Annotated in this window: 11 protein-coding genes; 5 read left to right on the top strand and 6 right to left on the bottom strand. The window is 53.1% G+C overall.

Annotated features, from left to right (window positions below):
• The first annotated feature begins 147 nt into the window (after nucleotides 1–147).
• The gene (gene rdgC, locus G8770_RS16440) at nucleotides 148–1,062 is read left to right on the top strand and encodes a recombination-associated protein RdgC (RefSeq protein WP_167189249.1); all 915 of its coding nucleotides are present in this window, start codon (nucleotides 148–150) and stop codon (nucleotides 1,060–1,062) included.
• Nucleotides 1,063–1,559: 497 nt separating this feature from the next.
• Nucleotides 1,560–2,051 carry a hypothetical protein gene (locus G8770_RS16435; RefSeq protein WP_167189246.1) on the top strand — a complete coding sequence of 164 codons (492 nt, stop codon included), beginning with the start codon at nucleotides 1,560–1,562 and terminating at the stop codon, nucleotides 2,049–2,051.
• Nucleotides 2,052–2,177: 126 nt separating this feature from the next.
• Here G8770_RS16435 and G8770_RS16430 read toward each other — a convergent pair whose 3' ends face one another.
• From G8770_RS16430 to G8770_RS16420, 3 genes are all read right to left on the bottom strand, one after another.
• Nucleotides 2,178–2,486: a hypothetical protein gene (locus G8770_RS16430; RefSeq protein WP_167189243.1), complete on the bottom strand. Its 309-nt coding sequence runs from the start codon at nucleotides 2,484–2,486 to the stop codon at nucleotides 2,178–2,180.
• A 179-nt stretch (nucleotides 2,487–2,665) separates the two neighbouring features.
• Nucleotides 2,666–3,604, bottom strand: coding sequence for an oxygen-dependent tRNA uridine(34) hydroxylase TrhO (gene trhO / locus G8770_RS16425; RefSeq protein ID WP_167189240.1), 939 nt, complete (start codon nucleotides 3,602–3,604; stop codon nucleotides 2,666–2,668).
• 168 nt (nucleotides 3,605–3,772) lie between these two features.
• Entirely contained in the window at nucleotides 3,773–4,090 is a 318-nt protein-coding gene (locus G8770_RS16420; RefSeq protein ID WP_167189237.1) for a BolA family protein, read from the bottom strand.
• Nucleotides 4,091–4,299: 209 nt separating this feature from the next.
• Here G8770_RS16420 and G8770_RS16415 point away from each other — a divergent pair, with 209 nt between their 5' ends.
• A complete protein-coding gene (locus tag G8770_RS16415; protein WP_167189234.1) occupies nucleotides 4,300–6,258 on the top strand; it encodes a VacB/RNase II family 3'-5' exoribonuclease in 1,959 nt (652 codons plus the stop codon).
• Nucleotides 6,259–6,368: 110 nt separating this feature from the next.
• Here G8770_RS16415 and G8770_RS16410 read toward each other — a convergent pair whose 3' ends face one another.
• The gene (locus G8770_RS16410) at nucleotides 6,369–8,057 is read right to left on the bottom strand and encodes an acyl-CoA dehydrogenase family protein (RefSeq protein ID WP_167189231.1); all 1,689 of its coding nucleotides are present in this window, start codon (nucleotides 8,055–8,057) and stop codon (nucleotides 6,369–6,371) included.
• A gap of 293 nt (nucleotides 8,058–8,350) precedes the next feature.
• Here G8770_RS16410 and G8770_RS16405 point away from each other — a divergent pair, with 293 nt between their 5' ends.
• Complete coding sequence (locus tag G8770_RS16405; RefSeq protein ID WP_167189228.1) at nucleotides 8,351–8,989, top strand: TetR/AcrR family transcriptional regulator; 639 nt, start codon at nucleotides 8,351–8,353, stop codon at nucleotides 8,987–8,989.
• A 59-nt stretch (nucleotides 8,990–9,048) separates the two neighbouring features.
• Here the strand turns inward: G8770_RS16405 and G8770_RS16400 are convergent, their stop codons facing one another.
• Nucleotides 9,049–9,531, bottom strand: coding sequence for a DUF4124 domain-containing protein (locus tag G8770_RS16400; RefSeq protein WP_167189225.1), 483 nt, complete (start codon nucleotides 9,529–9,531; stop codon nucleotides 9,049–9,051).
• 132 nt (nucleotides 9,532–9,663) lie between these two features.
• Here G8770_RS16400 and recQ point away from each other — a divergent pair, with 132 nt between their 5' ends.
• Nucleotides 9,664–11,469, top strand: a complete 1,806-nt coding sequence (recQ, locus tag G8770_RS16395; protein WP_167189222.1) for a DNA helicase RecQ — start codon at nucleotides 9,664–9,666, stop codon at nucleotides 11,467–11,469.
• Nucleotides 11,470–11,567: 98 nt separating this feature from the next.
• On the opposite strand, the gene G8770_RS16390 is transcribed toward recQ, so the two are convergent.
• On the bottom strand, nucleotides 11,568–12,893 hold the full coding sequence (locus tag G8770_RS16390) for a DEAD/DEAH box helicase (protein WP_167189219.1): 1,326 nt from the start codon (nucleotides 12,891–12,893) through the stop codon (nucleotides 11,568–11,570).
• Nucleotides 12,894–12,999 lie beyond the last annotated feature (106 nt).

Here is a 12,999-nt window from a genome sequence, read left to right as displayed (position 1 = left end):
CAGATACTGGCCGCGTACCTGAAACTGCCGAATAATTCCTGGCACCCAAGACTTGAGAGGTCAATTCTTGTAGTCAGTCATCGGCTAAGCCATAATGCGCGGCCTTTTCCTAGCGCGCTTACCAAGACAACCATAAACAGGCTGACTATGTGGTTTAAAAATCTTTTGCTTTATCGCTTTACCAGTCCTTTCGAAACCGAAACTGAGCAACTGGCCGAATTGTTACAAACTCAGGCGTTTGTCCCTTGCGGACGTCAGGAGACCAGCCGCTACGGTTGGGTCAGCCCCATGGGCGAAACCAGTGAAGAGCTCTATCACAGCGCCAATGGCTGCCTGATGCTCTGTACTCGCAAAGAAGAAAAGGTTTTACCCGCTGCGGTGATTCGCGAAAAACTGGATGACAAGGTCAAGGCCATTGAAGCCAAAGAAGACCGCCGGGTCTATCGCAAAGAAAAAGAAACCCTCAAAGAAGAAATCATTTTTGACTGCCTACCACAGGCCTTTACCAAATCTCATCGAACGTTTGGCTACATTGACATCAAAAACGGCTGGCTCTGTATCGATAGCGGTTCTTACGGCAAAGCTGAAGAGTGGATGAAATTGCTGCGAGAAACCCTGGGCAGTTTGCCTGTGGTCCCGGTCCAGGTTACTGAATCCCCAGCGGTTGTTATGACCAGCTGGCTTCGCGGAGAGCCATTGCCTGAAGATCTGGAGCTGGGAGACGAGTGTGAATTGCGAGAACAGCGGGAAGAAGGCAGCATCGTGCGCTGCAAAAAACAGGAGCTGCTGGGCAAGGAAATCGAGCCCCACCTGAATGCCGGCAAACAAGCCGTAAAGCTCGCTCTTAACTGGGACGAGAGCCTGCAATACATGCTGGCCGATGATCTGTCGATTAAAAGAATGAAATTTGGTGAAGAGCTGGTCAGCGAAGCACGGGACAGCGCGGACGGCGATAAAGCGGCACAATTTGATGCTGACTTCGCACTGATGACGGGGACCCTTCAACGTTTTATACCGGCACTTCTGGGGCACTTCGGAGATCGCCGCCAAGACCCAATTTAAGCTTTAAGACAACAACCTCAAACTGCCCCTCCCTTTTTCACACAACGTCCCGATGTGAAAAAGAGGGGGAATGCAGACACGCACAGCAGTCCGCCCACGACTGCAGGGCTTTGCCCAACAAAGTCGTTACTTCCCACCTGGTTAACCACGTTCCATTCAAAAAGAATCTCCTATAAAACCCCTTTTGAAACTCGCGTGCTAGCAAGACCATTTTGGCCTGGTCCCACCAAAGAGCAAACGCCTGGCCATTAAATCAAGACCTTAATCAGCCTATAAACCTCATTTATTAATGCTTGGGAAATGGCGTAAATCCTCGGTAAAGTCCCGTCAAAAAAGGCCAAATAAAGGTCAAAAAAGGCCATAGAGTGAGCTGTCGCCCATTTCTTCTTGACACCAACACCTTCTGTGACATATATCACAGTTGTACCTTAAAATGTCGTTAAAGTTCTAAGCAGCTCGGCACTAAGAATCAAAACTAAAAACCAGGCGGCCTAATAATGAAATTGAAAGTCAGCTTTGTCCTACTTACCACTCTATTTGTTGTTAACGGCGTCTTTGCCGACGATGAATTCCCCAGCTACCTTTCTGAAAAATACTGTCAAGGCATCAAACTGGACTTTATGACCAGCTCCATTAAAAGTCTGCAACGGTATCGTGATAAACAACTGACCAGCCAACATCGTGGCGGCATGAACAACATTCGGAAATTCCTCGAACAACGCCAGGACTGGATGCTGGAGTGTGATCAGTATTTGAGCAAGACGGGCAAACAAAGACTTTTCCTGGACAAGAAAACCACTGAGAGTGTCTTTTCCGCAATCGATTCGGTGGCTTCAGAGTTGAATTCTTTAGTCAACGGCGTCACCTATTCCGTTGAAAACGGTGGCAGCCCTACCGATGTCGCGGCCGAGAAATTTGACCAGTTGTTTAAATTGGTTGATAACCACCAGACCATGCTATTGATGAAAGGACAGGTCGTTTATCGATAGGAAGGACACTCAGAGATCAGCAACATCTGCTGAACAAAAAAAAGGCGCTATAAGCGCCTTTTTTGTTGCTTACACGAGTCTCGTCGCTACAGGCTTTGCACAACAAGCCCAGCAGCCCCTAGTGATTTACGAGGTTTCTGTTGAAGACTTGCGGTTGAGCGACAGGGTCGCTCTTTTAGGCTTGTTGGCTGGAGAGACATAAGCTGGTTTTTTAACAACCGGCTTGGCAGTACGCCCTTTTTTGGCTTCGGCAACGATCGCCTCCACACCGGTACGGACCAGCCTCACCTGCTCGATGCTGGTTAGCCCTTGGGGGAATTTCCCTGGGTGTACGGCACTGGGGTCTTTAGGATTACCTTCGATTTCTATACGGAATCCACAGGAATGTGTGGCTGTTAAACTCTTTAAGTCAACGGTCCAATCTTCAAAATTCATTACATGTCTTCTACATCATTTGCACATAAGGAATTAGACCATACAAGCCATAAAAGAGTACAGTACGACCGTCCTAAAACCACAAGTAAACCAACATAAACTGCGGTTTTGTGAATTCAATTAGCGGTAAGAGGATCGCCGGCTGATCACTTTTAATACAACCCTGTATGCCTTCCCCCCTACTTCGCCTGCAACTGCCTCTCTGGCGGTAAAGCGCCCATGTGAATTTCATTTCGCTTACGGGCCAGCTCCATCTGCTTTTGCCGCTCCATAAAGCGGGCTCGCTGATCTGGGGTCTGCGTGTCATAGCACCGAGGACAAGCCACACCCTCAATAAACTTTTCAGACTTTTTATCGTCGGCAGTGATCGGCTCCCGGCATCCGTGACACAGATCATAAGTGCCCGGGTTCAGGTTGTGGTCAACACTTACCCGGTTATCAAACACATAACACTCACCATCCCAAAGACTCTCCTGCTCGGGCACATCTTCGAGATACTGTAAAATACCGCCGTGTAAATGATAGACCTCTTCAAAGCCCTGCTCTTTCATGTAAGCAGTCGACTTTTCACAGCGAATTCCACCAGTACAAAACATAGCCACCTTCTTATGTTTGCCGGGATCCATATTGTCAGCAACATATTGGGGGAATTCCCGGAATGACTTGGTGTTAGGGTTTAATGCCCCTTTAAAACTGCCCAGTTCGTACTCGTAATCATTGCGAGTATCAACCACAACCACGTCCGGGTCTGAGATCAGTGCATTCCAGTCTTTAGGGGCCACATAGGTACCAACGACCTGACGGGGGTCAATCCCCTCCACCCCCATAGTAACGATCTCTTTTTTAAGCTTGACCTTCATGCGGTAAAACGGCATTTCCGCATCCAGGGACTCTTTATGGCTTAGGTCAACCAGGCGCTCATCCGCTTTCAGGTAACTCAACACACTGTCAATGCCTTCCCGAGTACCGGCAATGGTGCCGTTTACTCCCTCGCAGGCAAGCAGTAACGTACCTTTAACTCCCGCAGCCAAACAATGTTCCAGCAAGGGGTCACGTAAATCCTTGTAATCTGGCAGGGCAACAAATTTATACAGGGCGGCAATAACAAACTGGCTCATAACGGTTAACTGACTCAACTTCTGAAAAACTAAAAAATGGCGGCAACAGGCTCAACTTGTACACGGCCCAGGCGGGCGCCATTGTAGCGAACTGGTGTTTTTTTGAACACATCAAATTTTAAGGCTCAGGCAGGGTATCCCGTCAGAGCGCCCCTTCACACTTACAACTCAGCGATCAGCCTTGGACCCACCCAGACACTGCGGTGACTCAGGGGCCAACCCCGTCTTCTGCCACTCCTGCGGGCTGTAGGTGTGCAGCGCCAAAGCGTGGACCTCGCCATCCATTTCGTCGCTCAGCACCTTATACACCTGTTGATGACGCTGAACCTGACGCACCCCGTCAAATCCCTCACACACCAAAACCACCTTAAAGTGGGACTCTGAGTCCGGCGGTACGCTATGCATATGACTCTCATTTACCACCTCCAGATATTGGGGGGAAAAACGTTGCTCTAACTTGGCCTCAATGGCCGACTGAATTTTCATAAACCCTGCGACTCCAATCGTGAAGCATAAAACTTGTCTGGCTGAAAAATAAATCCAATTATACCGGATTTCCCTGCCAAGAATTTATTAATGCGGCCACAAAGCCAAAGTGTCGCTTTATCTGCGGGTCGAATTTGCTATTATTGCCGCCTTAACGAACCGCCTTCCGGCGAGCTTTCTTCACGTATCCAACAAGATGCTGCCCTCACATGCTTGATCTCAATGCTCTAAACCAACTGAACCAACTGAAACAAACCATCCGTTCCGATAAAAACCTGTTCCAAGGCACCGTACGCGGCAGCCAGGGACGCTTTGGGTTTGTGGTTCTGGAGGATGGCCGCGAAGCCTTTTTAGCCCCGGATGAGATGGCCCGCGTCCTGCCCGGTGACCGGGTTGAGGTCAGTGTGACGGAAAAGGCCGAGAACCCCGAAAGCAACAAAGTTGATGCCGAACTGGATAAATTGATCAGCTCCACCACCAAAACCCTGGTCGGCCAGTACGTGGTGCGCGGCAAGGGGCATTTTGTGTCTGTGGACATGCCACAGCTGAATCGCTGGGTTTTCATCCCGCCCAAAGCCCGCGGTAAAGCCCAGGAAGGTGATTTCCTGGTCTGCCGCCTGGTACGCCACCCCTTCGAGGATGGCAAGGGCCAGGCCAAAGTCACAGACATCCTCGGCAAGCCCGGAGACGTCGGTATTGAGCACGCGTTCATCAGTCAAAAACACAATTTGCCGACCCAATGGCGTAAAGAGGAACAAACCCAGGTTGACGCCATCAGCTCCCTGGCTCTGACAGAATTGCCAGATTACGACGCGCGCACCAAGCTGCAGGACTCGCTGTTTGTCACTATTGATTCCGAATCGACCAAAGACATGGACGACGCCCTGTCTATTGAGACGACGGACTCAGGCTGGCTGTTAAAGGTCGCCATTGCCGATCCTACCGCGTCGATTGCCCCCAACTCGGCACTCGACAAAACCGCCATGCAGCGTGCCAATACCGCCTACCTTCCCGGCCGGGCCATTACCATGTTGCCGGAAACCCTATCCAACCATACTTACTCTTTGGTTCCCGGTGAAGACCGTCCAGCCCTGCTGTGCCAGATGCAGATAAATCACAGCGGTGAAATAGAGCAGGCCGACTTTGAATTCAGCATCATCCGCTCCGCCCACAAATTGAGCTATGACAATGTTGCGGCTCTGTTGGAACAGGAGCAGCAAGAAGCCGTCCCGACAGACTGTCACGATCTGTTGAAGACCCTGCTCGCCTGCAGTCAGGCACTCAACAACTACCGTCGCGACAACATGCTGCTGATGGAAGAGCGAGATGATTTCGACCTCGTTTTGAACGAAAAGATGCACATTGCCGACATCAGGCGCCAGAGCCACAATCTGGCCCAACAAATCGTCCAGGAAGCCATGCTGGCCACCAACCGATCGGCGGGCGATCTGTTTGCACGACACAACCTCAACACTGGCAGTCACAGCGGTATCTTCTCATCCCACAAAGGTTTTCGCGCTGAGCGACTGGAGAGCATTAAAAAAGTTGTCGCCGAAGATTTTCCCGACTTGGCCGAGTTGGACCTGGAAACCCTGGACGGTTATCGGCAATTAATTCACAGCCTGCACGGCAACCCGGAAGCAGCCTCCCAGCTGGCGGCTTTCAGGCTGATGTTACAAGCCGGTGTATTGACGACTGATGCCTCACCCCACTTGGGGTTGGCTATGGAACACTACGCCACGGTGACGTCCCCCATTCGTCGCTACAATGACTTCTTCAACCACCGGGCAATACGGGCCATCCTGGAGCAGAAAAGCCTTCAGGGCCCCTCCGTGGAAGCTCTGGCTGAGATGCAAAAAAGTATCGGCACCACCCGCAGCGCCAGCCGCGACCTGGAGCAATGGCTCATCTGCCTATTCATGGAACAACAGCAGGGCAAAACACTGGATGCCAAAGTCTTTCGGGTAACCTCACAGGGAATCACGGTAAAGCTGGACGAATGGGGCGTAAACGGCTTCGTGAAACTGAATCCGAAAGCCTTTAAATTTGACCCCGACCGCATGAGCCTCTGCGGCGAAGAGCAGAGCTTCCTTCTGGATCAACCGCTGCAGGTTCAGGTCAGCCGTGTGGATTTGGACAAAAAGCGCATCAACTTCAATTTGGTCTAAGCCCCAAAAGTAAGCCCAACAGATAGACTGGTCAGTGCAACGGCCAGTCTATCTGTCCCCCGTTCTCCCCTCGCCCGTCCTCCCCCAGTGACTTTCAGTCATCTCCGGATTCAGTCCAGAGAGGGCGTTGCCCGCTGTATAATCGCTTTACAATCAATGCCTTCAGGCAGAGTACCGTACACCCAACCCGAATTACTGCTGCCTAACCGCGACCGACAGAACGCGTCCGCCACGATGCCATCACCAAATTGCAACAGCGAAGATGCCTCAATCGCCAGTGCCATTTTTTCCACCACCGCACGAGCTCGATATTCCATGTTGTCGGTCACCTCAAACTCTTTGGCCAAATCAACGATCGCCTGATCCATGTTGGGGTGCAGCCCACTGGCTTTACTAATTTCGGCCATAAACGCGGAAAGAGAGCCTGGGCTTTTAGCCATTGCCCGCAGCATATCAAGACACTGGACATTGCCACTGCCTTCCCAAATGGTGTTGATGGGCGCCTCACGGTACAAGCGCGGCATCATGCCGTCTTCCATCACCCCCATACCGCCAATGCACTCCATTGCTTCATAGGCGTGTCCCGGTGCGCGCTTGCATATCCAGTATTTCCCCACAGCCGTCCCCATACGCACCAACTGCTTTTCCTGTTCATCGTGTTCACTGCGGTCCAGCGCGCGACCGATACGCATGGTCAGCGCCAGGGCCGCCTCCTGCTCAATGATCAAATCCGCCAACACATTCTGCATTAACGGCTGCTCGGTCAGCAGCTTGCCGAATGCCATTCTTTGAGAGCAGTGATGGGTGATCTGCGCAACCGCCTGGCGCATACCCGCAGCAGAACCGATCATGCAATCAAAGCGGGTCATGGCGACCATATCAATAATGGTTGGCACTCCACGCCCCTCCTCTCCGACCATCCAACCCAGAGCTCCCCGCAATTCCGTTTCGCTCGAGGCATTGGAGACATTTCCCATTTTGTTCTTCAGCTTTTGAATCTGCAGCGGATTTTTCGTCCCGTCCGGGCGCCAGCGTGGCACCAGAAAACACGAAACCCCGGATTCTGTTTGCGCCAGCACCAGAAACGCATCACACATGGGCGCCGAGACAAAATACTTGTGTCCGACCAATTCATAAGCCTGCCCAGGTCCACCCTCGGCAACGGGATAAGCACGCGTGCTGTTGGTACGCACATCAGAGCCACCCTGCTTTTCCGTCATAGCCATACCTATAGTGACCCCGGCCTTTTGCTCATGAGGCACATTGCGGGGATCGTATTCCGAAGAGAGAATTTTAGGCGCCCACTGCTGATACAAATCCGGTTGATGCCGCAGTGCCGGAATGGCCGCAGACGTCATCGTCACAGGGCAACCGTGGCCCGCCTCAACCTGATTCATCAAATAGTATTTGGCCGCCCGCACCACATGGCCCGCCGGTCGGTTCTCCGTCCAGTGCAAAGCGTGAATCCCCTCTTTAATCGACAGGTTCATCAACTGGTGATAGGCCGGGTGAAACTTCACCTCATCCACTCGGGCCCCATGGCGGTTATGAGTGTGCAGAACCGGCTTGTTTTCATTGGCCTGGTACCCCCACTCAATCACCTCCGCGGATCCGGTGAGCGCGCCAAAATGCTCCAGATCGGCCCTGGCCCACTCCCCCCCCTGAGCCATCAAGCTCTGCTGCAAGGCCGCATCGCTGGTGAAGGCGTTGTAGTTTTCCAGGGCGGGCGGCTGGTTTTCAACCTTGTGGGTTTCGGCCCAATAGCGGGTACTTGGAGTAAAATCAGCTGAATGAGTCATGCTACACCTCACAGGCAAGCTGGCAGGAAGACTTTTCGCCTGCCAGCCTTTGGTCGACGGTGGTTGAGCGACTGCTCGAAAGCCAAGCTTTTTAGAAGGCTCTTTCAAGGCAGGGATCAATTCACACCAATAAAGTGAATCCGAGTTCACAGATTAATAAAGTGAATCACGGTTCACACCTATAGTCAACAGCCGGCACACCCGTTAGAATAGCCCAGCCTTGAGAGTGTCAGTGTTAAAACTGTCAAAATTGAAAGCGCACCCCTCAAACCACTGGTTAGAAACAGGTCACCATGCCCTACCGCCCTACCGCAAAAACGGAAGCCCGCCGCGCAGCCCAGAAACAGCTGCTGCTGAAAAGCGCGCTGACTCTGGTCACTCAACATGGCTTTCAGGGCCTGACCATCAGCGCACTGGCCAAATCCGCCAACGTCGCCACCGGCACTGTGTACAAATATTTCAATTCCAAATCCGATTTGTGCACGGCGGTCTTTAAAAGCGCCACCGAAAAGGAGGTCAATAACGTCAGGGAGACCGCTTTCCCGAACGCTGACAGCGAAGCCGTGTCCTGCCGCCAGCGCCTCGTCAACGCCATCACCACCTTTACCGAGCGAGCCGTGAAAGCCAAGCGTTTGGCGTATGCACTCATCGCCGAGCCGGTTGACCCACAAGTTGATGCTGAGCGGCTGAACTACCGCCAGGCCTACGCCGATATCTACGCCGAACTCATCAGGGAAGGGATCAAGAGCAAAGAATTTCCGGAGCAGTCCGTGGAGGTCAGTGCCTCCGCGCTGGTCGGGGTCCTGGCGGAAACCCTGATTGCCCCGCTCGGCAGAGATCAGCAGCACCCGCTGAACGAACGTGAAGAACAAGCCTTGCTGAGTGCCCTGAAACAGTTTTGCCTGAGAGCCATTACCGGCCTGCCGACTTAAATCTCCGCTCCTAGCTCCTAGCTCCTAGCTCCTAGTTTCTAGTTTCTAGTTTCTAGTTTCTAGAAATCACACTGGCGTTTCACCGCCAGACGGTAAAGCTCCAGTTTTTCCTTCAGTTGCCGCTTGGCTTTTGGCTTGAGCCAGGTGCGCCGCTGGGCATCGTATTGCTGCACCGCATCTTCCAGTTTATAGCGCGCCTTATCACAGCGCTGCTGCAATGCTCTGGCTGCCTTGGCCGCTATCGCTCGCTGTTTAGCGCGCTTTAACTCTGCTGACTGGCGCTCCCGGGTTCGCTGCTGAAACCAGCGCTTGTTTTCCTCCAGGCGGCGCACACTCTCTTGTGAAGGCCGCTGCAGCGGCGGCCCGGACACCTCCAACACCCTGGCATCAGCTTCCGGCTCCAGCGCTGAATCCGAATAATGCGATTGCCCCTGAGCATCCACCCAATGATATACCCTGGCAGCTGCCGCAACTTGCCACATCGACAGAAGCCCCACGAGAAGACAGACGACTTCAAACCGCCCCGAACGACCATTCCACATACAGCCACCATTCCTTGGTATGAAACTTTATTGTCCCCACCAAGAATAATGACAAATACGGCAGCCTCCAACGCCCTCTGCCCACTTATGGCTGTTACAATGCGTCTCCCTTGATAAATCGTATACCAAAGCATGAACTCTGAGGCCGCCCTGGCACTTTTGCAAAACACCTACGGCTATGACGCGTTTCGTGGTCAGCAGTCGCTCGCCATTGAATCCGCCCTGAACGGCCACGACAGTCTGATTCTGATGCCCACGGGGGGCGGTAAGTCCCTGTGTTACCAAATTCCTGCGCAGCTGCGCGAGGGCACTGGCATCGTGATCTCACCGTTAATAGCCCTGATGCAGGATCAGGTGACCGCCCTGCGAGAATTGGGGGTCAGCGCCGCCTATCTCAATTCAAGCCAAACTTTGGACGAACAAAAAGCGATCACCCGGCAATTTGCCGCCGGTGAACTGCAAATGCTGTACATTGCTCCTGAGCGCCTGCTGAAACCGAAAACCCTGGCGTACTTATCCAGCCAGCCTATTTCGCTGATTGCCGTCGATGAGGCTCATTGTGTATCCCAGTGGGGACACGACTTTCGCCAGGATTATTTGGGGCTGAGCGTGCTGAAAGAGCACTTCCCACAGGCACCACTGATGGCATTAACCGCCACTGCCGACCAGCGCACGCAGCAGGAAATTGAACAGCGCCTGAACCTACAGTCGCCAGTCAGGTTCAACGCCAGTTTTGATCGACCCAACATTCGCTACCACGTGAGTGTTCGTCAGGACGCCCGCAAGCAATTGATCAAGTTTCTGGCACAACACAAAAACGAAGCAGGAATTGTGTACTGCTTATCCCGAAAGAAGGTTGAAAGTACCGCCGAGTGGCTGGTCAGCCGCGGGGTTAACGCCCTGCCGTACCACGCCGGCTTGCCGGCTTCCCTGCGGGAAACCCACCAGCAGCGTTTTTTGCGCGAAGACGATGTGGTGATGGTGGCCACCATTGCCTTTGGCATGGGCATTGACAAACCGGATGTGCGTTTTGTCTTCCACATGGATTTGCCCAAAAGCCTCGAAGCCTATTATCAGGAAACGGGCCGGGCCGGCCGGGATGGAGCGGCGTCTGAAGCTCACATGGTATACGGTTTACAAGATGTGGTGCGGCTCAACCAAATGCTGACTGAATCCCCCATGAGTGAACAGCAAAAGCAGGTGGAACGGCATAAACTCAATGCTCTGCTCGGCTGGTGCGAGATTACTCACTGTCGCCGCCAGGGGTTGCTGAACTACTTTGAAGAAGAAGCGCCCACGTTTTGCGGCAACTGCGATATTTGCCTGTCGCCCCCCAAAACCCGGGAAGCCACCACTGAGGCACAAATGTTTCTCTCTGCCGTGTATCGAACGGGGCAGCGTTTTGGCACTGCACATATTGTGGATGTTTTGCGTGGTCTGGACACGGAAAAAGTCAAACAGCACGGTCACGAGCAACTCAGCACTTACGGAATTGGCAAGCATTTAAGTGCCGCGCACTGGCAATCCATTGCCCGCCAGCTGATTGTTCAGGGTTACTTAAGTAACGACTTTGAGCGCTTTGGCGCCCTGACGCTTACCGAAAACAGCCGCGCACTCTTGCGCAGCGAAAAAACCTTCCATTACCGGGAGCAGCTGGCTGAACCCCAGCAGCGCAAAAAGTCGACTTCCCGCAACGGCGTCTCTGAGGCTGACCGCGCCTTATGGGATGCCTTGCGCGATTGCCGTAAACAATTGGCCAACGAACACGACCTGGCCCCTTATATGATTTTTCACGACGCGACGTTGATGCAAATGATGGAAGAGCGCCCCCGCGACATCCGTGCCATGGGCTTTATACACGGCGTTGGGGCAAGCAAGCTGGACAAGTATGGTGAAACGTTTCTGGAAGTGATCGCGAAATTTGCCGATCAGCCCTGAACTTCGGACAAACTTAAAGCGCCTCCCCTGAGTTCGTCTTGCGATTGGGCCCAAACAGTCAAAACCCACTGCTGTTCAGGCCCTACATTCACTCGATTTTAGCTTGCCGCCTTGCCGGGATTAGGCCGTGCCGAACGCCGACGATTGGCATTGGCGGGCTTATACGCGCTAGCGGGCCTGTGGCCACGAGCATTTTCACCCGAGCGCTGACCGTCACGGTGGTCCGGCTTGGGGTTTTTCGGCTTTTTCGGTTTGTGCTGTCGCGTATCCAGGCGTGACTGCGGCAAAGGGTGTACCGGGGTAAACCCTTCGAGATCACGCCGCTCCAACAGCTGATTGGTTAATCGCTCAATTGCCGTCAGCAACTTGAATTCTTCTGCCGTTACCAAAGATACCGCCTGACCTACCGCGCCCGCTCGGCCGGTGCGACCGATACGGTGTACATAATCTTCGGCTACGTTGGGCAGATCAAAATTCACCACCTGGGGTAACTGGTCAATATCCAAACCGCGAGCGGCGATGTCGGTTGCCACCAACACCCGGATAGATTTACCTTTAAAATCGGCCAGCGCACGGGTACGGGCACCCTGGCTTTTATTGCCATGAATGGCCGCGGCGGTTATGCCTTGCGCATCGAGCTGTTTGGTCAAGCGGTTGGCGCCGTGTTTGGTCTTGGTAAAGACCAGCACCTGCTCCCAGGCATTATCCTGGATCAACTGCGTTAAAACCGCTGGCTTCTGGTTTTTATCGACGCCATAGATCCACTGGCTGACACTCTCTGCGGTGGTGTTGCGTTTGGCCACCGAGATTTCAACGGGATCATTCACCAACCCCTTGGCCAAGGCACGAATTTCATCCGAAAAAGTGGCTGAAAACATCAGGTTTTGACGCTGCTTGGGGAGCACGGCCAAAATTTTCTTGATGTCGTGAATAAACCCCATGTCCAGCATGCGGTCTGCTTCGTCCAATACCAACACCTCGAGCTGCTGGAAGCGCACAGCATTTTGCTGGTACAAATCCAGTAAACGCCCCGGGGTAGCCACCAAGACATCGACCCCTTTGCGCAGACGCATCATCTGGGGATTGATTTTCACCCCGCCAAACACGACGGTAGACGTTAACGGCAAGTGCTTGCCGTAAGTCTCAACGCTTTCAGCCACCTGTGCGGCCAATTCGCGGGTCGGCGTCAACACCAGTGCTCGCACCTGGTTGGGCCGCGCTCGCTCGCCTTTTGACAACAATTCCAGCAATGGCAGAGTAAAACCTGCGGTTTTACCGGTCCCGGTTTGCGCAGCAGCCATCACGTCTCGCCCTTCCAGTACCGCGGGAATGGCCTGAGCCTGAATCGGAGATGGAGTATCGTACCCCTCCTCTTCAACGGCTTTTAAAATGGATGCTGATAAACTAAGGGACGCAAAACTCATAGGGGGGGAACTCATGTGGGGAGAAGCTTTCATAAGGAAAAACTTGCAAAGGAGACGCCCTCACGAGGAGAGACTCCTGAAGAAACATCTGGGTCAGGACACGTTT

The sequence above is a fragment of the Pseudomaricurvus hydrocarbonicus genome (assembly GCF_011602365.1).
GTDB classification, from domain to species: Bacteria; Pseudomonadota; Gammaproteobacteria; order Pseudomonadales; family Cellvibrionaceae; genus Pseudomaricurvus; species Pseudomaricurvus hydrocarbonicus.
This window is presented reverse-complemented; position numbering and strand designations above follow the sequence as displayed.